General features: G+C 49.6%; 16 protein-coding genes. 8 read left to right on the top strand and 8 right to left on the bottom strand.

Annotated features, from left to right (window positions below):
* Positions 1 to 4: 4 nt before the first annotated feature.
* Entirely contained in the window at positions 5 to 466 is a 462-nt protein-coding gene (locus ATJ93_RS05355; RefSeq protein WP_147376630.1) for a VanZ family protein, read from the bottom strand.
* A 375-nt stretch (positions 467 to 841) separates the two neighbouring features.
* Here ATJ93_RS05355 and ATJ93_RS05350 point away from each other — a divergent pair, with 375 nt between their 5' ends.
* A complete protein-coding gene (locus ATJ93_RS05350) occupies positions 842 to 2,113 on the top strand; it encodes a polysaccharide deacetylase family protein (protein WP_120243558.1) in 1,272 nt (423 codons plus the stop codon).
* A gap of 53 nt (positions 2,114 to 2,166) precedes the next feature.
* Here ATJ93_RS05350 and ATJ93_RS05345 read toward each other — a convergent pair whose 3' ends face one another.
* Complete coding sequence (locus tag ATJ93_RS05345) at positions 2,167 to 3,174, bottom strand: aldo/keto reductase (protein ID WP_120243557.1); 1,008 nt, start codon at positions 3,172 to 3,174, stop codon at positions 2,167 to 2,169.
* 681 nt (positions 3,175 to 3,855) lie between these two features.
* Here ATJ93_RS05345 and ATJ93_RS24520 point away from each other — a divergent pair.
* Positions 3,856 to 4,113, top strand: a complete 258-nt coding sequence (locus ATJ93_RS24520; RefSeq protein ID WP_120243556.1) for a zinc ribbon domain-containing protein — start codon at positions 3,856 to 3,858, stop codon at positions 4,111 to 4,113.
* Between the two features lie 85 nt (positions 4,114 to 4,198).
* Here the strand turns inward: ATJ93_RS24520 and ATJ93_RS05335 are convergent, their stop codons facing one another.
* The 3 genes from ATJ93_RS05335 to ATJ93_RS05325 all read right to left on the bottom strand — a co-directional run bounded on the left by ATJ93_RS05335 (position 4,199) and on the right by ATJ93_RS05325 (position 9,161).
* Positions 4,199 to 5,089, bottom strand: coding sequence for a putative nucleotide-diphospho-sugar transferase (locus ATJ93_RS05335; protein ID WP_120243555.1), 891 nt, complete (start codon positions 5,087 to 5,089; stop codon positions 4,199 to 4,201).
* Positions 5,090 to 6,321: 1,232 nt separating this feature from the next.
* Entirely contained in the window at positions 6,322 to 7,590 is a 1,269-nt protein-coding gene (locus tag ATJ93_RS05330; protein WP_120243554.1) for a polysaccharide pyruvyl transferase family protein, read from the bottom strand.
* A gap of 74 nt (positions 7,591 to 7,664) precedes the next feature.
* The gene (locus tag ATJ93_RS05325) at positions 7,665 to 9,161 is read right to left on the bottom strand and encodes a lipopolysaccharide biosynthesis protein (protein ID WP_120243553.1); all 1,497 of its coding nucleotides are present in this window, start codon (positions 9,159 to 9,161) and stop codon (positions 7,665 to 7,667) included.
* 418 nt (positions 9,162 to 9,579) lie between these two features.
* Between ATJ93_RS05325 and ATJ93_RS05320 the strand changes: the two genes are divergently transcribed.
* The 6 genes from ATJ93_RS05320 (at position 9,580) to asnB (ending at position 17,646) form a co-directional block, all read left to right on the top strand.
* The gene (locus ATJ93_RS05320; RefSeq protein WP_120243552.1) at positions 9,580 to 10,767 is read left to right on the top strand and encodes a glycosyltransferase; all 1,188 of its coding nucleotides are present in this window, start codon (positions 9,580 to 9,582) and stop codon (positions 10,765 to 10,767) included.
* Between the two features lie 349 nt (positions 10,768 to 11,116).
* Positions 11,117 to 11,443 (top strand): hypothetical protein, encoded by a 327-nt coding sequence (locus tag ATJ93_RS23520; RefSeq protein ID WP_170155522.1) that lies wholly within the window; start codon positions 11,117 to 11,119, stop codon positions 11,441 to 11,443.
* 527 nt (positions 11,444 to 11,970) lie between these two features.
* Complete coding sequence (locus tag ATJ93_RS05305; protein WP_120243549.1) at positions 11,971 to 13,191, top strand: O-antigen ligase family protein; 1,221 nt, start codon at positions 11,971 to 11,973, stop codon at positions 13,189 to 13,191.
* Between the two features lie 37 nt (positions 13,192 to 13,228).
* Complete coding sequence (locus tag ATJ93_RS05300) at positions 13,229 to 14,161, top strand: glycosyltransferase family 2 protein (RefSeq protein ID WP_170155521.1); 933 nt, start codon at positions 13,229 to 13,231, stop codon at positions 14,159 to 14,161.
* A gap of 77 nt (positions 14,162 to 14,238) precedes the next feature.
* Complete coding sequence (locus ATJ93_RS05295) at positions 14,239 to 15,597, top strand: sulfatase (RefSeq protein ID WP_120243547.1); 1,359 nt, start codon at positions 14,239 to 14,241, stop codon at positions 15,595 to 15,597.
* 135 nt (positions 15,598 to 15,732) lie between these two features.
* Entirely contained in the window at positions 15,733 to 17,646 is a 1,914-nt protein-coding gene (gene asnB / locus ATJ93_RS05290) for an asparagine synthase (glutamine-hydrolyzing) (RefSeq protein ID WP_120243546.1), read from the top strand.
* 4 nt (positions 17,647 to 17,650) lie between these two features.
* On the opposite strand, the gene ATJ93_RS05285 is transcribed toward asnB, so the two are convergent.
* The 3 genes from ATJ93_RS05285 to ATJ93_RS05275 form a co-directional block, all read right to left on the bottom strand.
* Complete coding sequence (locus ATJ93_RS05285; RefSeq protein ID WP_120243545.1) at positions 17,651 to 18,742, bottom strand: glycosyltransferase family 4 protein; 1,092 nt, start codon at positions 18,740 to 18,742, stop codon at positions 17,651 to 17,653.
* A 150-nt stretch (positions 18,743 to 18,892) separates the two neighbouring features.
* Entirely contained in the window at positions 18,893 to 19,840 is a 948-nt protein-coding gene (locus ATJ93_RS05280) for an NAD-dependent epimerase/dehydratase family protein (RefSeq protein WP_120243544.1), read from the bottom strand.
* On the bottom strand, positions 19,837 to 21,321 hold the full coding sequence (locus ATJ93_RS05275) for a sugar transferase (RefSeq protein ID WP_120243543.1): 1,485 nt from the start codon (positions 21,319 to 21,321) through the stop codon (positions 19,837 to 19,839). Before ATJ93_RS05275 ends, ATJ93_RS05280 begins: the two co-directional genes overlap by 4 nt.
* Positions 21,322 to 21,546: the final 225 nt, after the last annotated feature.

Raw genomic sequence — 21,546 nt, 5'->3', positions numbered from 1 at the left:
TGTTCTACTGACTGGTTGGACTGCGGAGTTCCGCAAACGATACGAACTCCACACGGCGCTCGAGTTCGTACCAGCACAGTGCAGTCAGTGCGCCGAGCGCGTTGACCGTCCCATCCGTAACGGAGGCGGTGCGCTCGGGCCGGAACAGCTGTCCGAACTCCATGAGTGTGCCGTAAGTCGTTGCGAGAACGATGACTACCAACGCCTTCCTGATGATGTTTGACTCACGGTCGGCAAGGGCGTACGCGAGGGCAAGTGCGAGAAGCGCGTAGGCGATGCCGTGCTGAAAATACGATTGTGGTACAGCGGTGGGGTCGAGTAGGACTCCAACACTACTCGTTGCGACGCCAGTGACAGCCGCGGCTCCCCACTCGAACCCAACCGGAGAGATCGTCGGCGGGGTCGTTACGAGCGACCAGTAACAGATACCTGCGGCAATACCGACGGGGCCGAGCCAGCGAACCAAGCGCGGAAGCAACGGAATACGGAGCGCCACCGTTGCGCTGCGTTCGCGAGACCGGCAGTTAGTAAGGGACCGGCTGCTTTGACGACGATGATTGGGTGTAGAACGTAGTCGGCGGTTAGCCGACATTAGTCGGCTTTTGCGGGGATCTGAACGGTCCTCGAAGGCTAACTGCTGGCAGTCTCGAGTGAGTTAGTCATCGTAACTCCTGAAGGGGTTTCTAAAGTTGAACAACGGATGCATTCGTCGGGTGCCGTCTCAGATTCCCACTCGTCGCTCGGGCTAATTGGGCTTCGTGCTCAGAGATTTCGAACCCATTCAGTTACTGAATAATATTGTAGTCATAACAATAGCAGAATTTGATCTATTTCGATGGTAATGAGGCGACGGACCTATCTCTCGATAACAGCGTCGGCCGTAGCCGGTGTCGCGGGTTGTATTGCCTCGCGTTCTACCAATACGGACCGCGACAGTACCGATGATTCGACATTGCCACCTGACGACACTCGAGCGGCGCTACCTGACGAGGAGGGTGGATCCTCGACCGACGAGACTGCGGTCGATCAGCCGGCCGAAGCCGGCACCCACGACGACTTCGAGAATCTCGAGACGTGGGACATCACGGGCGGGACCCTGACGGCAGATCCAAACCGGGCCGTCGTCGGCTCCCAGAGCGCGCGGGTCGAAGTTCCGGCAGCCCGAGGGGCGACGCGACTCACGAAGACGTTCGCAGAACCGCGTGACCTCGCTGACGTCGTCCCCGGTGTCGCAGTCGCGGCGGACGACGTCGTCGTCCCCTGGGTGCGGTTGGTCGACACGGAGGGCAATTCGATCGACTACCGACGCGGTGTCGGTGGTGAACTCCCGCTGATGCGATACAACTTCGGTATCGAAGCGCTCGATACGGGATTCGATGCCACGAGTGTTTCCGAGGTTCACATTCAGCTCTGGACGGCCGAGGGGGACACGCGGACCGTGTGGTTCGACGACTTCCACGTTACGCCCCGTCCGGAGACGGGAGCGGTGATGATCCAGTTCGACGACGGCAGCGCCACCGACTACACCGAAGCCTTACCGATTCTCGAGGAATGCGGCTATCCTGCGGCGACGTTCGTCAACCCCGACTCGATCGACAGTGGCGAGCAGTGGCTCACGACCGACCAGCTATACGAACTCGACGACGCCGGCTGGTGTATCGGGAATCACACTCGTAGTCACGGACGGCTCCCCGAACTCAACATTGCCGAACAGGCGGCCGAGATCCGCGAGGGCAAACAGTGGCTCATCGAACGGGGATTCGAAGACGGAGCCGAGTATTTCGCCTATCCGTACGGGCGGTACGACGCGACGACGCTCGAACTCGTCGACGAGCACCACGCGATCGGCTTTGCCGGTGGCCGTCCGGTACAGGGATACACTACGAACACCAGGCTTGCGTCCCGGATCAGTGAACCGAGCGTTGACCGCCTCGAGACCGTACTCGAGCGGACAGCCGAACAGCGCGGGATCACGTCAGTGATGTATCACCAGCTCGAGGGCGAGGACCTCGAGGCCTTCGAGCGGCTGGTCGAACTGCTTCACGAGTACGAGTCGCATGGTGAGCTCGAGGTGATTCTTCCGACCGATCTCGAAGAACGGTTCCTGTTCTAGGCCGATACTGGACGCAATAAGGCTGGCCAGCTGGCGCGAGCGCGTTGATCGTCTCAGGCGTTCGTCTTGTAGAGTTTCCCGTTCTCGTCGTAGCGGGCGTCGAAGATGCGATCGAACTGTTCGTCCGTGAGCGAGATGTCGACGGCGCCGAGGTTCTCCTTGAGCTGGTCAACGGTGCGGGCGCCGATGATCGGCACGCAGTCGAAGTCGGGCTGGTCCATGAGCCACCGGAGCGCAACCTGGGCAGGCGTCGCATCGACCTCGTCGGCGACCTCGCGGACGGCGTCGAGAACGTGCCATCCCCGTTCGGAGACGTAGAAGTCCGTGAATCGATCGGACAGCTCCGCACGGGTCCCCTCCGGCGCGTCTAGGTCGTAGGTCCCGTCGCCGACGCGCTCGTACTTTCCGGTGAGAAACCCGCCAGCCAGCGGTGAGTACGGACAGACCGCGAGGTTCTGATCGGCACACACATCGAGGTACTCCGCGACGTCCTCGTAGTAGGCAGCGTGAAACAGGGGTTGCGTGACGCTGAAGGCCTCGTAGTTGTTTACGTCGGCCTTCCAGAGGCCCTTCGTGAGCTTCCAGGCGTCACAGGTCGAGATACCGACGTAGTGGACCTTCCCCTCGGAGACGAGGTCGTCAATCGTTCGCAGCGTGGTCTCGATCGGCGTCTCGTCGTCGAACCGGTGCAGGTACAGGATGTCGAGGTAGTCCGTCCCCAACCGGTCGAGCGAGCCTTCGACCTCCGCACGGACGTTCTTCCGGGAGAGGTTTTCCTGGAACCGAGAGACCGTCGACCAGTAGCACTTCGACGCGATCACGAAGTCTTCGCGGTCGCGGTCCGCGAGCCACTCGCCGATCCACCGCTCGGAGTCGCCGTCGCCGTAGCCGTTGGCCGTGTCGATGAAGTTGCCGCCACGTTCCGCGAAGGCTTCGAGCAGTTCATGGGCTTCCTCGCGGCCCGTCTCGACGACGCCGTCTTGTTCCTTCCCGAATCGCCACGTCCCGAAACACAGCGGTGAGACCTGCAGGCCTGTCTCGCCGAGTCGTCGGTCGTTCATGCACGTACTTGGGAGACGGAAGGTCATAATAGAGGGGGAAGTCCAATATAACATCCTCATCGCCATCGAACGTCCTGATAGGTGTCCTGTCTGCTCTCGTTCTCATCCCACGCTTCATCAAATTCTGCCGCGTAGCACTCGCTAACAGGTTTGCAAGCATCGTTCCAAACTCACTCTCCAATCCGCCCGTTCCTCAAACTGCGCTAACTAGACGGTACCATCCACACTCAAATTCTACACTGGTCTTGGACTCTAGTGCTAGTAATCGAAACACTACACTCGAAGTAATCTCCACAGGGACGGTAAAACCGCTATATGCACGCATCTTCGGTATTACACGCCCTGATTAAATCACCGGACTTCTAGGGGGTTGGTCACGGGTTCGGCAGAACACACAGGTGACGCCGAGACGGGTTCGGGTCGGAACCTAGAATGTGACGGGGCGTAGTATGAGCATATCAAAGCGTATAGAGAAGTCGAAGTACGGTCGAAATCCGACGCAAAGCGGACGCGGTTGGTTGACATCGGGATACCGACTTAGCCAGATATGCCACCGTGACGAGCGCAACATCCATATCGCTCCCAACATCTACAGTGACTTCCGAAAACGTGCTTCAGGACCAATCACCGTCTCTAACGGCTCAGAAGTAATTGAATAGCTGTTGAGTATAGCGACAGCCTATGGCGTGTTTGACCACATCATCCACTGAAAAGCCCCGTGCTAGAAAAACTCCAATACATTCGCGAGGACATAGACTATGGCGTGTTATGAACCCACTCCTTACGGATAGGCGTTTACCAAACTCCACACAAATTCAATACAAGGCTGAGAAATTCGGTACTCCAGTTTCAACGGTAAATTTCCAGAAAACGTCCACAGAGTGCCACACCTGTGGTGAGAACGGGACGTGTCCTGAGCAGGCGCAGTCTGATGTATGACTGATCCGTATTTGATCGGAAAATACCAGGCTAGAATTAATACTATATCCAACATTGTAGACCGCTACCGTAACGGAATTTCGTCTCATCCCGAGTTTGACTTCCACTTAAAGGCTTCCCAAAGAGTCTTGACTAGCCCTTTTTCTCTCACAGACCGTTCAAATCGTTCTCGCAGTCCACCTTCATTCCCCTCTTCTCTAATAAATGAATTGACTATAAATCGGTAGGATGGCCGACGTCCAATAACTTCGATCGGCCATTTTTTCGACGTGTATACTCTCATACCGGTTTTTTTGTTGAGATGATCGGCAATCACGTCTAGTCCCATCGGATGCCTACCGTGTACAATCCGGACTTTATCGGATGCAAATCCAACTGACCCTTGGTCATGCACTCTTAGATTATATTCTGAGGGGATCGTCCCAATTGCGACATCACTCTTGTACAAGGCTTCCCTGAACGCTGGTTGGTTTAGGTTCAATTTTATTTCTTTTTTGTTCTTCTCATATATTTTCTCCCAATCATTAAATAATGATTTAACCTTCTTATTTGATTTAAATGACATTACACCAGTATTATATAGGGGGAAGGTGTCTGGTGCATCTGCAATATACCCACCGCGCTTTTTTGAGTTCCGACTCCCTGGGTTGTGTGCGGCGAGTAGATCAAATCGGTCTAAGGCATCGATTAAACCATTAATGTTATCGCAAACATATGTATCTGAATCAAGAAATATTGTTCTTTGAAATGGTGTATCCTCAATTGATATAATCGAATCTCCGAAATCTCCATCAGTCCTTCTTGCTGGTAATATTATCTCAAAAAGATTTTCATTAACTTCTTCTAAGTTGTCTGTCCGAATTGCTGCAGGGATATCATTATGGCGTTTAAGCGATTGTACGGATATTTCAGCTTCTTTGATGTATTGCTCTCCCGTTGCGATGTACAAAACACCAATATCGTTTTCGTCAGACATTATTACCTGAGACAAGCCGATGATAGTACATATATTATTAGGTTCCGAGGAAAATTCCAGTTCCTCTGTTATGAATCAGCTTAGAGAAAGATAGCTATATTTTCCCGCTTACATGTTTTCAGTCATTTTATGTATCTCTATCTCGCGCAGTAGACTCGCAGCTGTCTCGGCTAGATCATCGTGGCTGCCGATCTCGAGTAGTCAAGTCAAATTCCAGACCGATAGGCGGCGGTGTATATCGTCAGGATCGGGATAGCAACAAGATTAATTCAGTATCAGGGAAGATTAACGCAAGACAGGCTGCTGTAAAATCTTCACCTAAAATCAATCCGAGAATCTCTTCCAGTCCTCGGTAATTGGTCATGGCTTCTCAAACTCAGGTTCGTGGGTTGGTCCTTCTTTCGGTGGTTCTTGCCGAGTAATTCAGTCGCGTCTTCGGTAAATCTATCTAATTTCGGACTATAGTCGCAGACAATGGCGCGCAGTTCGTCTCCGAGGGTATCGTGGTGTTCGTCGGGATGACGATGTCGCCCTCGAATGCGTTGAGATTATATTCCCGGAAAGGACATTTGGGGTGAATAAAACCTGCTCACCTTTCAGAAAGTCGGGTTGGTATTCGAATTGATGTACACCTGTAGGCACTTGACGATGGTAGTATATCACTGACCTCTTGTTTCTGTATAGGTTAGGAGCCACAGTTGATCAGTTACGGTGATAGTTGGACTGTCGGTATAAAAACACTGTAAGAACAGCATGTGCAACTGTTTGTGAGTTCCTCTACCAAATGTAATTTCAGTGGTCCAGCGTGCCGACTGCGCTTACCGTAAGCCAGCATCGGAGAAAACAGCTATGACCGCTTTATCGACCTGTACTGCCTAGGTATCAGTATCATATATTGTGGCAGTCTGGTCTGGTCGTAGCCGCGAAATGTTCGAATTTGTTTGATCGGTCCCAGCTGGCCTGATCGCTTTATAAGGGGGGTAGCTTTTGGTGGTTGAAATATTTGGATTTGCAAACAAAAGCGAACAATTCTGTAATTTTTGTCGTTTTCTAAAAGACCGAGTCCAAAAAAGATTCTGTCTACAGTCTCATATAGAACATTAGTGGGAGTGCTTTCTTGAGGTGGAGATGAATCTGGCTTCCTTAACCCACTTCACTAAAACGGACTCTTGAACAGTGAGATCTATTCATTATAAAACTGGCGTATAGTCACTAACACTTGCTTCGCAATATCATTTATACTCCTCTGCGGACTCCACGTGGTCCTTAACAAGTTGCGCTGATTGACTGGACTTATTTTGAACAACTGGAAGTTCTGACCGAATCGTTTTCGTAATAGAAGAGCGGTTGGAGAGCGCATTGTCTACGATCTGGCGAAGAGATTCTTCATTGACATCATTAATATCAATCATATAGTCTAGCAGGCCGAACTGTTCCATCAATCCTTCAGTCTTGAACTGATACTGGATTGCTACAATCGGAGTTTCTGCCATCATAGCTAAAATGTTAGAATGCATCCGCATTCCGATGTGTAAGTCCATCTGTTCGTAAATCTTAACCAGGTCTTGCGGTGTATATTCACCGGCGAGAATCTGTACTTCGTCTCGTTGTCCGTGTTCCATATGATTAACAACTTGTCCCGCCATAAGCCGATCATCTTTATGATATCCTGCTAAGCCGGTACAGGTTGAAGCAAATACGACGTTTATGTTCTTTTCTTTGACTAACCAGTCAGCAATATCTGCAATAGTCTGAGCGTAGTCATCTACGCTTATGCCTGCATCGGTATGACTCCACTCTCTAACGGAGATACTTACTGTAAACTCATTTTCATCAGGCAGTGTATCTGACGTACCCAAGACATTCAGAATAGATTCTCTATCCGTTTGGAGCGACATTGAAAACGCTGGATCTGCTGTGAAATAAACTGGGGTAGATACACCCAGATCCTCTATCATCTTTTTTGACTTTTGATCACGTGTGATTATCAGCTTAGTTTTATCAAGGACTGATTTTGTCATCCGGCGGTACGGTTGACGATTAAACGGCCCAAGCGTCTGGGCGTATATGACAACGGGCGTATTTAATTGGCTGAGGAAATAATGTTCCCAAAGAATCCCCACTTTCCCTGGAAAGTAAACGTCAGTCAAGAATTGCCCTCCTGTAGAAATAACCAAGTCGGCATCAAGATACGGTTGTAGGTTCCCTCTATTCTTAATATAGTCAAATCCGGGTGGAACCACACCCTGGTTAAAAAACGGGCTAATCAAAGATAGATATGCTCGTACAGCGTTCTTTTTTGATATTCTCCATTGGAATCCTGTTAGCACCTGTGGTTCTGCATTGATCCCATGAACTAATTCTGCAGCTTGAGGGTTTTCCGACATTATTGTCACATCGGCGTCAGGATATACCTCTTCTAACGATTGATAGACTCCTTCAAGAATCGCGGCATCACCGCGATTTGACGCACAATAGTAGTCCGTTATTAGAATGTCCATGGTGAACTTTCTGTGCGAATATCCTTGAGAGTACTGTTCCAAAAGTGTTAGGGAGCTAATCAGTGGTAATTTATCTAGATCCTCTGCACCACTAAGTGATATAGTTGCGTAAATTCTGCATCAAGTATATATTCAAAGAAGATCATTAGAGCAAAATAGAGTATAATGCCCAATATTATAAGAGATACGAGATTGAGCATGCTTGTTCCTACGAGAACGTAGGTATCTAGCACTATAACACTGCCAGCCATGCCGATGCTACTCACCAATGGATATACTATTAGTTTGAGCAACTCAATAGCTTGTCCCTGAGTGATTGACAAAACATAATGGAAGTGAAGTGGAAGTGATATGGTTGAACTCATCACAATAGCAGAAGCAACACCGGGAAGCCCAAACCACTCTGCAGCAGGATAAATTAGAATTATTATAGTGACAACTTTGAGTGCCTGTATCCGTGCTTCAATGTCTGGCCGCCCTATCGATTTATAAACAGGTCCGACATTTGCTCCAAACGCACGAATCCCACCCCAGACTGCTAGAACCTGCATCACCGGTATGGCTGCCCGCCATTGATCACCAAGAACTACAGGAACGAACTGAGGGGCGACAGCAGCTATACCGGCTGCCATCGGAAAAGCCACGGTTGTTGATAACTGGACAGCCCTCCGAAATCCCTCACGTAGTTTCTCGGTATCATTCTGAACCTTCGACAGTGTCGGAAACGCTACGCGTGAAATAACGTGTGTGACCTCAGTCGCGGGGGCATTTGAGAACCGATATGCTAATTGGTAGACGCCAAGCGAACTCGCTGCAAAGAACCAGCCAACGAACGCATCGTCCCCCTGTCCGTAGAGGAAAACGAGGATTGCCGACACAAGCAACCATTTTCCGAAGCCAAACATTTCCTTTCCATACGCGAGGTTAAACTCGATATTGGGGCGGTATTCGTGAATACCGTAGGAGATCACAAACTTTACGAAATTCATCGCTACGATGCCAGCCACGAGAGCCCAAACGCTACGGAAGATGAGCGCGATAACGACAGCGACGGTGAGATCCACCAATCGACCCCCAACCTGATACACGAACTCCTTGTGGAAGTTGAGATTCTTTTGGAAGTACATCACTGCCGGATTCTGTAAACTCAAAATCAATGGGGAGATACCAACGACACGGATAATCGGCTCTGCTTGCGGCTCGCCGAAAAACACCGCGAGATATGGAGCTGCGAGAAACGCGACGAGTGCGATTCCGAGCCCACGGATAATCTTCATTACCCAAGCGGTGTTCAGGTAGGCGTCTACGTCGTCGTCTTCGTGTTGTATCAACGCCTCATCAAACCCGAGTTTCGAGAATTGCCGGAGTGCCGCAATTGCAAGCAGCGCGATTCCGAGAAGGCCGAATGCGGCCGGTGAAAGCAATCGAGCGAGAATGACGACCTTGAGAAGTTGCAAGATACGGTCGGCAACATTGATTCCAGCCACCCAGATACCGCTCTGTATGGCTTGTTCCGCTGTTGACCCGCCCGCAGTAAGACGTTCGTAGACAGTTCGAAGTAGTTCAATCACTCATACCAGCGTTCTTTGCCCATTATCAAATAATCCTCGTTTTATCATCAAGCACCGCCTAGTGAGGAGTTTGAAGCGATCTACCAATAAATCGCGTGAACGACAAAATGCATCAAGAGAACACGTGACAGATTGCTAGTTCGGCCAGCGAAGCGTGCTGTGGGAAGTCAGACTCTTGATTTGAGTTTATGGTCTCTTAGAACGCATAGTTAGCTATGCCATCACAGTCTGGTAAGATAGCATAGTACAAGGGCAAACATGGAGAAGCCCTAGAGGAATCAAGACTATTACTCCACGGTGTTCAAAGTTGACTTGGGAGGAGAATACATCAAAGAAGTTCTAGGTATATAGCTAGGGTGATGTCATCTGAAATCAATTACTTTCAATAGATGTGAGCCACCAGTCAAACAGAACCAGCATGAATATTGTCTATTACCTCGGTCACTTCCCTAAACTCTCAGAAAGCTTTGTACTCAACGAGATCTACGAGTTGGAACAAAACGGGCACAACGTCGCAGTTTGCGCGTTGAATAAACCTGACGAAAACATTGTTCACGAAGAATTCAATGATCTGAATATCCCAATCAACTATATCCCTAGACCATCGTTCGCAGATGTGACAGAAATCTTCTCAACGAAAGCACTACATCCTCGTATTCTCAAAAACACATTCTATCGCGCCTCACCAAAGTACCACGCCGCAAATCTGTTCTGGGCTAAAGAGTGCATCAAATTTGTTGATTCCCTTGGTTGGCAACCAGATCATTTTCATTCACATTTTGCAGGCCTCTCAAAGTTCGGAGCCCAATACGCATCGGAATACTATCAGGTCCCCTTTACCATTACGACGCATGCATCCGGTCTCTACAAGGAACCAGTCGATTCATACACGACCAGCCTGCTCCAACAAGCCAATAGAATCATAACAATTTCTGAATATAACAAAGATTATATCCAAGAACAGTTCGCACCGAACACGCCAATTGATATCGTCCGGGCCGGAATCAGACCCGGAAAATTCGCGCCAACGGAAGCAACAAAACCAAACAGGGTCTTGACAATCTCTCGATTCGTAGAAAAGAAGGGGTTCCCATACGCGCTTAAAGCAGTCAAGATTGCAACTGAAGAGATACCTGAACTTGAATATCATATCATTGGATCCGGTAATCTGGAATCAGACCTCGTTCAAATGGTTGAACAGTTAGGAATTGAGGAAAATGTAGTTTTTCTTGATAACGTCAACGATCAACGGTTAGTCACCGAACTTGACGAGGCTCGCTGCTTTTTGTTACCTTGTGTGGTTGCAGAGTCAGGTGATCGAGACGGGATCCCGGTTGCGTTGATGGAAGCAATGGCGATGAAAACACCTCCGGTATCTACCACCGTCTCCGGAATTCCCGAGTTAATCGATCACGAACAAAATGGCCTCTTGACAGAACCGCGAAACCCGGAAGCGACAAGCAAGGCGATAGTTTCGTTACTTGAAGCCGGTTCAGAGTGGACAGCATACGCAGAGCGCGCACGCGAGAAAGTAGCAGCTGAGTTCAATATAGAGAAGGAAGCAGAAAAACTTGAAGCGGCTTTTCGCTCAACGCAGTACGAGTGAAAGCACTAAGAACCGAAATTATCAGACAGCTGTGATTGAAGTCGGCTTATAAATCAAAAGTATTATTTCACTTTTCTGGGGACGAGTACAGGAAGCGGCTCGACCGCGACGACATTTCGCACGAGGACCAGCCCATCGGTGTCGAAGGCATGGACCAGAAGACTGGTTCGTCCTTTGCGTTTCAAATCACCAGTATCAGCCTCGTTAATGTCAAGATGCCTTGGTGATGGCGGCGGAGGGCATCCAGCGGCGCGGGAACATCGAGCACCAGATAGACGAGATGCTGACGTACACGAAGCATACGTCTAGCCCGATATCGTCTGTATGATGGTGGTTCTACGGCCGCGGAATGCACGACTGTCTCGAAGAACACGGCCTAAAGTTCATCAGCCGACTGCGCACCCGACCGCCAGCGATCACTGACAACCTGAAGGAGGGTGTCATCCACTACGACATGGACTACAACGCAGCAGGGGACGACGTCTGCCTTGATAAGGTCGTCTTTAAGGGTGAGGCGGAGTCGTGGCTGATCACGATGCCCTCGAAAAAGCAGATCGAACAGACTGAGACGGGAATCGAGGACGAGGGAATTGGGAGGTGCACTACACGAACCTCGATCCGGAGGAGTTCGGTGGTTTGGAAATCGGAGGACGGTACCAGCAGAGATGGACGATAGAGACTGTATACCGACTGATGAAACATGATTTCACCGCGAAGTCCGCGAGCGAGCTACGGAGGCAGCGGGAGTTCATTGCCAATATGGCGTTCGTATACAACGCTATGTGGATATCGTTGAACGTGATATACGCCGAGGAGAACGACCAACCGGTGAAAGACGACCAAGCCCGATACCCATTCACGGCCAACAGTTCTTGGTTGCCGTGCTGCTCGGCATGGAGGACATCGACGTTGGAAAAGTCCGCGACTCATCAGTTCTAAGTAACATCATTTGGGAGGTACTCGACGATGGCTATCTCTTCCGCCTGGACGATCATCCATCGAGATCAGAATATACTTTATATCTGCTATAGTTATGATTTAGATGATATGATTGTATAATAACTGTATTACCTTGAATTACAGACCTCATTAGCGACGCGGTGTCTACCAAGTACTGGAAAACTGCTACTGACATAGGAATAGAATATAGTAGCGCTCTACAGAGCAAAAGGTACTTAGTCAGAACCGCACATCATGTAAGCAATGGTTGATAATAATTGGATTTCATTTTTAAAGAATATAATTAGCTTCGAAGCTTTTTTCTTTCTTTTCTTATTTGCAGGATTATACAATAATCATGAGGTATTCAACGTATTGCCTATAAATATGACTGGTGTTATGGCAATTATGACGGTTGGGTGGGCATTCTTCCTATGGTTGAAAGATGAATGGCAGTGGACAGCAATATCTTTCCTCTTATTGGTTTCATATTCAATACTCTCAGTTTGGTTAACAATTTCTTTATTTTGGTCTCCTGGAGGTAGTCATGCCATATTTAAAACATTCCGTTTTTGGTCGATATCTGCCTGGGCTGTTTTTGGTTTTGTACTTATTATCGGAAGCTCTGAAGAAAGGCTCAAAAGATTCCTGAAAGTGATATTCATATCATCAATAGTGATGACTTGTATTATTTTCTACCAATATCCATTTGACGGTCCCTCTTTTAGATTCGCAGGTTCTAATCATATACTTCCGGGTAGATTAGTCGGTATTGGTGGACTCGTAGCAGTATATTTGTTGTCTCAAACACAGAGAAGATATAAGAGAATCTTACTTTTAATCATATTCTTTACAAAAATTTCCGCCCTACTTATAGCAGGCAGTCGTGGGCCTTTAGTCGCATTAATCGGTGCAATCGGCTTCTGGCTGGTTGTATTGTCGCAAGAATCAATGTTTATGAAATTAAGGATAGGACAGACCCTACGTGATTTTATAAAAACTGGCTTTGTAGCAGGTATAGGTACCGGTTTGATGCTTCTGCAATTCCCTAACCTTATCGAAAAAATACCGGGTATTAGGAGATCGATCGAACTACTGAAGCTGGAGGGGATAGGGTTTTCTCTTCAGAGAAGACTCCAACTCTGGTCATATGCATACGACATGTGGAAGGAATCACCAATTATTGGTCACGGAGTGGGCGGGTTTTATGCTGAGCACAATGCATATCCACACAATATTATACTCGAAATCTTAGTTGAGTTTGGAATCATTGGATTATGTCTAGTAACTATATTTGTCCTAATATGTTTAGGGAGACTCTATGTATCTAGGAAAGCAATTAGCCCAACAAAAAAATCATTTATCATATCTTTTCCGGTATATTGTTTCCTGGCTGCATCATTCTCGCTAGATATTGCAGGGAATAGAATATTCTTTATGAGTGTTTCTTTGATGTGTGTATCCGAAGGTTTGTTTAAGAAATAGCGATCTTATTTATGTACCAAGAGGATGTGTTCAAATGATGAGTAAGCAGCCAAAAGTTTCAGTTATCATACCCACATATAATAGAGCAGATGTATTACCAAGAGCAATCAATAGTATAATTAACCAATCGTTTGACAAATTTGAGTTAATTGTTGTTGATGATGGATCTACAGACAATACTCAAAGTGTCGTTGAATCATATAACGATGAACGGGTTAAATATGTTGTGAATGATAGGAAAAATGGGGCGAATGCTGCACGGAATAAAGGAATACTCAAATCTAGAGGAGAATACATATCGTTCTTGGACTCTGATGACGAGTATCCGAGTGATAATTTAAGTAGGACAATATCATGTTTGGATACACTTTCATCAGAATTTGCAGGTGTATGTATTCCCGAGTATAAATATAAAGGTGATAATCTACTCACAGTCGATGAACCACCTAAAGAAGAAATACAACTTAATGATATTAAAAATGGAAATGTTATTGGAGGATTTTCAACTATAACGGTATGCGCATCAATCTTTGATAAAATAGGTCTATTAGATGAATCCCTTCCTGCTTCGCAAGACTATGATTTTTATATTAGGACACTCAAAAATAAGAAAATAAGATATACTGATAAAACTTATGTTATTAGACATCTGGATAATGATAGGATCACAACATCACCAGAACGAAAACAGAAAGGATTCGAAAGACTAGTCGAGAAACATGCAGACATATTACCTTCCTCAACGATATCTGCACAATATTGTTCTCTTGGTGTATTATACGCAAGAGAGAAAAATTCACCCCTAGCAGCTCGTGAGTTCCGGAAAGCTATAAAAGTAGATTCAGAATATATTCTTCCTTATGCATTATACATCATTTCCTTATTTGGGGGACATCCGATATATTATTCAATAATATCCTATGACTATCTCAGGTCATTGTATAATAGGTTCAAACATATGTCTATATGATAGTTCTGTTCATCTGTGTGGTACTTATCAAACCAAAAAAGACAGCCTTTTAAAATTACTTTTGCTTAACTCCTGTGATGAATGTCCTCTACATCACTGTTGATGCACTTAGAGCAGATCATGTTACAAAGAGTGTGATGCCAACTATCCATGATTTTGCTAATGACGGGCTTGAATATACGCGATGTTACGCGAATGGACCAGGAACGCCATGGTCATTTCCATCGCTACTGGCAGGCCGCTATTCAGGAGGGACTGATGGGTTCGGAATTCCTGATGAGAATGATCCACGCCCAACACTCGCCGAAGCGCTGAACAAAGAAGGATATGCGACTGCAGGATTTACTGACAATCGCTTCGCCAGCAGTGATTACAACTACGACCGCGGGATGGAGTCGATGTACGATGCAAATGCGACCTCGTCTGAAAAACGGATCAAACAGGTAGTTCGAGAGCGGCTTGACCATGATGGGCTCCTCTACCAGAGTCTCCTTCGAAGTTATCACCTCATCGACGACCTCCTTGTGAATGTCAGCGGTAGAGAAACGCGATTTGTTCGCGCTGAAATCCTAGTTAATCGATTACTTGACTGGGTTGATAATCAGGATGAGGAGTGGTTTGCCTGGCTTCATCCAATGGACGTCCACGCGCCATATGAAGCTCCGGATGAGTATCAACGTAAGTATCTTGATGACCCGGTCTCTCGGCGACGAACACAGGAACTCGCTCGGAAGGCAACGCACCATCCGGACGAGTTGTCTGACGATGAGTGGAAACTTCAGCGGCGACTATACAAGGCAGAGTGTACGTACCTTGACGATCAGCTAGAGCGTCTTTTTGATTCGCTTCCTAAATCTGTTTTAGAAGAAACATTGATCGTCTTCACAGCCGATCACGGAGAAATGCACGGTGAACACGGACTCGGTGGCCACCCTCAACAATTCTGGGAAGAGGTGATCCACGTTCCGTGTGCTATCTCTGGACCTGATCTGGGAACAGATGTGATCGACGATCAGATTGGACTCGTGGACTTGCCGCCGACGATCCTCGAGGCACTAGGAATAGATCAACCAACTGGGTGGGATGGCCATAACATCTTACCAACGGAAGACGGTACCGTTGATGAACGAGAGCACGTATTCGTCGATGTCAAACCCGAACTCGACAGAGATCACGTTGGGGTCCGTCGTGCTGATGAATGGAAACTCATGAGACATAATGAAGAAGGAGAGATCCTTGTTAACACGAACGATAATCCGAAAGAAGATCCATTACAGGATCAATCGAATAACGTGTCTACTATCTATCAGGAATTATCTGATATTCTAGATGAGCATCTCGACGAAATGGAACAACGTCGTCGAGAGGATGTAACCGGTATCGAAGACGAAGAAATGATTGAGGATCACCTTCGAGAACTTGGGTATCTTGAGTAAGGTTCAAGGCAGATTTGATCAAATTATTAGAGAGATATGCCTGCTCATGATTGAGGCTTTAACTTCATCATCTAAACCTGTCACTATACCCAATAACGTGACTTATATGGATGGAATTGGCTGTATAGATTACTAATGTGTGGGATCTCTGGTGTATACTCGGAAGGGAATCTACCATCATCCTCGACGTTGGAGAGAATGAATGAATGTGTCAAACATCGCGGCCCTAACGAAGAAGGATATTTTCGAGAGGAGCCGGTCGGTCTCGCACACCGTCGACTGAGCATTATTGGGATCGAATCCGGCCGACAGCCGATTTTCAATGAAGACGAATCTATTGCCGTCATTTTCAACGGCGAGATCTACAACTACACTGAACTTCGAGAATCGCTCGTCCGCGATGGGCATCGATTCAGTACTGACACGGATACTGAAGTACTCGTCCATCTGTACGAAGAAGAAGGTGACGCGTTCGTCGACCGACTCGAGGGAATGTTCGCCTTCGCGCTCTGGGATCGTGACGATGAACGCTTACTGCTTGCACGCGATCCGAGAGGGATCAAACCATTGTTCGTCGGTGACGATGGTGACCACGTAGCGTTTGGGTCGGAGTTACGATCTCTCCTCGCATCACCGATTGATCAAGGTCCACTGGATAAAAACGCAATATCACAATACTTTGCACTAGGTTACATCCCCGCACCAAACACGGTTTTCGAGAACGTTCGAAGTCTCCTGCCTGGCCAGTTGTACACGATCGAGGACAGTGATAGTAAGTCGCGGGAATTCACGGGGAAAACTATTCAGCCGCGAGATGTGTCGTTTGATACCGCGACAACTGAACTACGAGAGCGGATGACTGCGGCCGTCGAAAAACGGTTGATGAGTGACGTCCCGCTCGGAGCATTCCTGAGTGGGGGAATCGATTCGACGATCATTGTTGGTCTAATGTCGGAACTCTCGTCTGATCCTGTACAGACCTTCTCAGTTCGGTTCGGAGAAGAACTCTTCGACGAGTCCTCGTTTGCCCGCACAGTAGCTGAATATCACGACACTGATCATCATGAGTTTACGGTGTCACCGGAGACAATTCGGGAGTCAATCCCTCACGTCGTATCTAAACTGGGACAGCCGTTCGGTGATCCCTCACTTCTGCCGACGTACATCGTTTCGAATCGAGCAAGCGATGAAGTAACTGTTACACTTTCCGGTGACGGTGCCGACGAACTCTTTGCCGGATACAACCGGTACGTAGGCGAGTACTATTCATCATACTATCGAAAGATTCCCCGAACGCTACGAACGTCACTGATCAAACCAGCACTCGAGTCGCTCCCTGCAACCCGTTCGAACGAATTCGGTGAAATGATTCGGAAAGGGCAGCGGTTCGTGGCAACGAACGCTGACGAAACTGCCGAACGTCACTACCAACTGGTCCGTCGTTCGGACGATAGTATTGATGACGTATATACGGGATATATTCCTGAAAAAGATGGTCTTTCGGCGTTTCGTGACGCCCACGAAGACGCCCGCAATGCCCTTCCCAAAGAACGCCAGGACTCGCTCAGTCGGATCCTTGCCGTCGACATGCGGTTTGGACTTCCGAACCAGATGCTCCAAAAGGTCGATACGGCGAGCATGTTGAATTCGCTGGAAGTGAGGGTCCCCTTCCTCGACCAATCCGTAGTCAACTATGCACTCGGACTACCCACTGAATACAAAATCACTCGCCGATCGAGAAAACGAGTGCTGAAAGCAGCGTTCGACGATTTATTACCTAATTCGATCCTCAATAGGGAAAAGCAAGGGTTCGACATGCCTATCGGTGAATGGTTCAAGAATGAGCTCGCTGACGAATTCGAGGAATCGATTACAGGATTGGAAACTGAATTGCTCGATTCCCAGCGTATTCTCGAAATTCATCGAGAACATGTAACTGGATCGCGGGATTACGAACGCTTCCTTTGGAATGCGTTCGTGTTTGCTCAATGGGAGCGTCAAATGCGGGCCGAGGGATTTCTCGAAATCGAGGATCGGCAGATGAATTGATCGATCACTTCCGATTTAGACGATTGAGACTTGCTGTCGTCTGTTTAACTGTTCGTTCCCAGCTAAATTCCGAATCGAGTTCTGCGTTTGACTCCTTCATTAACGTCTCGCGCATTCTGTCTCCGAATACATCGACGTTATCAACGGGAGCGTACGCAATCTCATTACCGAAGGCTGACTTGACTTGCGGTAGTTCCGAACAAACCACGGGAATACCTGTCGAGAGCGCCTCCATGATCGTCCGTGGAACACCTTCTGCTCGGCTCGAAAGAACGAATAAATCCACACTCCGGAACACGTTTGGCATCTCATCATAAGGAACCTGTCCCAGAAAAGTAACGGAATCCTCGATTCCTAAATCGGCGGCTTGAGATTCAAGAGTCTCTTGAAGTGGCCCTTCTCCACAGAGGTACATTTCTGCGTTTGGATACTCTTTTCGAACCGATGCAAACCCCTCGAGTGCGATAGATGGCTGTTTTCCTTCAACCAACCGTCCAACAAACAACACTATAGGCCCGTCTGCCTCTACTAAATCGCTCTCGGGGCCCTCGGGCATGAAGCGCTCAGTATCGATTCCATTAGGAACGACCTCAATCTGACTCGAGACCCCGAACCCCCGAACCCGCTCCTTATCGGTCTCTGTATAGCAAAACACCACGTCGGCTTGGTTGAACGTCCACCGCCCCATCGTGCGCAGATAGAGATCGAAGACCCATTCGGGAGCAGTCTGACTGTATAGACCGTGGTTCGTAATCGCCAGCGGGATATCCTCGCAGAACCGTTTCAGCGCCGCGAGGTTCGTCGAGAAGTAGAGATGCGAGTGGGCGTGTATCACGTCGAAATTTGCCGCGTCCCGCAGATACTGCGCAACTCCGAGACTAATATCATTACCGAGTAGATTCACGGTAGGATCGTACCGAACCACTGTATACCCATCGCGCTCCTCAATGTGAGGCAGCTCAGGATCGTGCCGTACCGTTAGCACGGTCACGTCGTGACCCATCGCAGCTTGGTCGCGACTCATCGCGTGGACGTGATAGGCACCGCCGCCTTTCACGTCGGGATAGATCGTCTGTGCAACCCGAAGAATTCGCATTCGAGTCACCGTTACTGTGCGGTGGTGTAATGATTTGTCGTTTTGACGGGCTTTTCCTCGTCGATAGCGCCCCGCCCCTACAAGACAGAGAACGGAGACTCGTATTCGGTCCACCCTAAAAGTATCGTCCTTCACTAAACCGGAGTCCCGTTATTCCGATTTAGAATCCGCTGATGGAACGATTGTCTCGAGTCCGTTTCGAAGCGTAACAGTGGGTTGAAAGTCGAGGGCTGACTGGATCTTAGAGATATCGGCACGACTTTGATCGATGTCTCCGTCCCGCGCAGCGGCATGGACGATGTCCGATCCCGAACTCGCGACTTCGCGAACGGTTTCGGCTAACTCGAGAATCGAGACGCTCTCTCCGGTTCCAACATTGTACACGCCGGTGACATCGGAACTCGCCGCGAGTAGATTCGCCTGGACGATATCCCGAACGTGGACGAAGTCTCGAGTCTGGGACCCATCCCCTTCGACCGTGATCTCCTCTCCGTTGAGCGCCTGCTCGACGAAGATACCGATGACAGCACTGTAGTCGCTATCGATCTGTCCCGGACCGTATACGTTGAAGTATCGTAGGATGACCGCGTCCAGATTGTACTGATCGACGTATAGCTGGATGTATTCCTCAGCGGCGAGTTTCGAGACACCGTACGGCGATGTTGGATGCGTTGACGCGTTCTCAGAAATGGGGACGGACTCAGGCTGTCCGTACACCGCAGCGCTCGAGGCAAACACCAGCCGAGCGGATTCCTCACGTGCTCGTTCGAGCAGCTTTACGGTCGCAGTGACGTTGATCTCGTGCGTGAGCTCGGGTGCGCGCATCGACTTTTCGACGCTGATCAGGGCCGCCTGATGGAAGATAACGTCGACGTCCTCCGTCGCTCGATCGAGATCGTCATCGGTTCGGATATCGCCGTCAATCACCGTCGCCTCGTCCGGAACATTCGATCGAGAGCCACTGGAGAAGTTATCGAGGATACGGATATCATTGTCGGCAACGAGTTCTTCTGCGATGTTGCTCCCGATGAATCCGGCACCGCCGGTGATGAGAATCCGCTTACCTGAAAGAGAAGCCGTACCGTCCTGTGAACTCATTCGTCAGAAGCGAACTCCCTGACGTCGGATAACACTTTCCAGATCTGTCGAGCCACGATTATTAGATCGTACCCAAGTGACTGTCGTCGGACGTACTCGAGATCGTACCGAAGCTTCTTTGCAGGTTCATGGCCGGTGGCGTCGTTGATTTGTGCAAGCCCAGTCAGGCCAGGCTTGACGAACCAGCGTTTTTCCCAGTCGATCCCATCGTCTTGGATTTCTGTATCGAGCTCCGGCCGTTCCGGCCGAGGGCCGACGACGCTCATATCGCCGACGAGGATCGACCAGAGTTGTGGAATCTCGTCAAGATGCGTCTTTCGTAGTACGTGCCCGACGCGTGTAACACGTGGGTCGGCTTCGCCGGCGTCTTCCTCGCTGATCTTCGCCCCCGTTTCGGCTTCGGCGTTTTCGATCATACTGCGGAACTTATATACCGGAAACGAATCGCCAAACACGGCCGTCCGATCCTGCTGGTAAAGTATCGATCCGCCGTCCTCAAGTTTAATCGCCGTCGAGATGACAGCGACCACTGGTGCAAGCGCAACCAATGCGGTCGCCGCGAACAAAACGTCGAACGCCCGTTTGAACAGGTGATCAATTGGATCCCAGGGCTCGAGATCCACATCTACCAGTTTCCCGACGTCTCCCGCAGCTACGAGCACGCTGTCGGCGTACTCCCGGTGGACCTTCGCGTCCACGCCGTGTTCATAACAGGCGTCCAATGCGCCGAAAAACTCCGCGCGATCGGCCTGCCGGAACGCCAGGACGACGGTGTCGACGTCGTACTCGACGAGCGTATCCTCCAACCGCGACAGCCCGCCGATCCGAGGCAATTCGTCGAGGGCTTGTTCGAGTTCCTGATCCTCACCGGTGTGCTGCAACGCCACTCCACCGTCGGCAGTAACTCTCGTCCCGCCGCCCTCACCGATAGCACCCTCGTCGAACTCGTAGTAGTCCACGCTCGAGGGACAGAGATACCCGAGGATGGGCGCGTCCACGGCCGGTGCGATGCGTTCGATCTGCGCCAGATCGTCGCCGACCAGCAGCGTCCGCCCGTCGGCCCCGTGCGGTCGTCGTCGAATCCAGACGAACCACGCGGGAAGGACGATTCCGAGCAACCCGATGATCATCACGAGCGTCGCACGAGGCAGTCGGTGCGACCACTTGAAGTAGCCGAGCGTAGCGAGCGCGAATCCTGCCACGACCACGCGTTTTTGGACCAGTACCACGGTATCCAGAATCCGCCGCGGGCGGGGTTTGTACAGCGGCAGGAGACTCCCCGTCACCGTCACGACGGACAGCAGGACGGCCAGGTAGAACGACTCGCCGGTGAGTACGGTAGCCTCGAGCCGATTGAAAAGCGGCACGTACGTAGTAAACAGCGTCTGGGAGAGTTCGTGGTTGGCGGCGACCACGGCGGCGAGGGTCAACCCGATCACGCCGAGGAGGCTCACGACACGAAACCGCCACCCAGTAAGCATTCGTTACAGGGAAGGTTTCGACAGTGGCATAAGTTTGTTGAAAGGCGAGTTTCTCCGGATAGCCTACGGGCGAAGGCATATACCTCGAGATTCCCCTCCTGATTCGGAAGCAGTCGGTTTCCCGATGTTCGAGAGGTGGAATACCAGTCTCCACTCGAGAGTAGTGAAGCAGTCGATCGACGGTAACAGGGTGGGCTTCCGCTAGTACCGTGTCAAAACACCTAT

This window comes from Halopiger aswanensis (assembly GCF_003610195.1).
Classification (GTDB): Archaea; Halobacteriota; Halobacteria; order Halobacteriales; family Natrialbaceae; genus Halopiger; species Halopiger aswanensis.
This window is presented reverse-complemented; position numbering and strand designations above follow the sequence as displayed.

Coding starts and splice junctions, on each gene's coding strand:
- ATJ93_RS23520 (WP_170155522.1), top strand. CDS start 11,117: ATGCACGACTGTCTCGAAGAACACGGCCTAAAGTTCATCAGCCGACTG.
- ATJ93_RS05345 (WP_120243557.1), bottom strand. CDS start 3,174: ATGAACGACCGACGACTCGGCGAGACAGGCCTGCAGGTCTCACCGCTG.
- ATJ93_RS05320 (WP_120243552.1), top strand. CDS start 9,580: ATGAATATTGTCTATTACCTCGGTCACTTCCCTAAACTCTCAGAAAGC.
- ATJ93_RS05275 (WP_120243543.1), bottom strand. CDS start 21,321: ATGCTTACTGGGTGGCGGTTTCGTGTCGTGAGCCTCCTCGGCGTGATC.
- ATJ93_RS05285 (WP_120243545.1), bottom strand. CDS start 18,742: ATGCGAATTCTTCGGGTTGCACAGACGATCTATCCCGACGTGAAAGGC.
- ATJ93_RS05300 (WP_170155521.1), top strand. CDS start 13,229: ATGAGTAAGCAGCCAAAAGTTTCAGTTATCATACCCACATATAATAGA.
- ATJ93_RS05330 (WP_120243554.1), bottom strand. CDS start 7,590: ATGGACATTCTAATAACGGACTACTATTGTGCGTCAAATCGCGGTGAT.
- ATJ93_RS05335 (WP_120243555.1), bottom strand. CDS start 5,089: ATGTCTGACGAAAACGATATTGGTGTTTTGTACATCGCAACGGGAGAG.
- ATJ93_RS05280 (WP_120243544.1), bottom strand. CDS start 19,840: ATGAGTTCACAGGACGGTACGGCTTCTCTTTCAGGTAAGCGGATTCTC.
- asnB (WP_120243546.1), top strand. CDS start 15,733: ATGTGTGGGATCTCTGGTGTATACTCGGAAGGGAATCTACCATCATCC.
- ATJ93_RS05295 (WP_120243547.1), top strand. CDS start 14,239: ATGAATGTCCTCTACATCACTGTTGATGCACTTAGAGCAGATCATGTT.
- ATJ93_RS24520 (WP_120243556.1), top strand. CDS start 3,856: ATGGCGTGTTTGACCACATCATCCACTGAAAAGCCCCGTGCTAGAAAA.
- ATJ93_RS05350 (WP_120243558.1), top strand. CDS start 842: ATGAGGCGACGGACCTATCTCTCGATAACAGCGTCGGCCGTAGCCGGT.
- ATJ93_RS05305 (WP_120243549.1), top strand. CDS start 11,971: ATGGTTGATAATAATTGGATTTCATTTTTAAAGAATATAATTAGCTTC.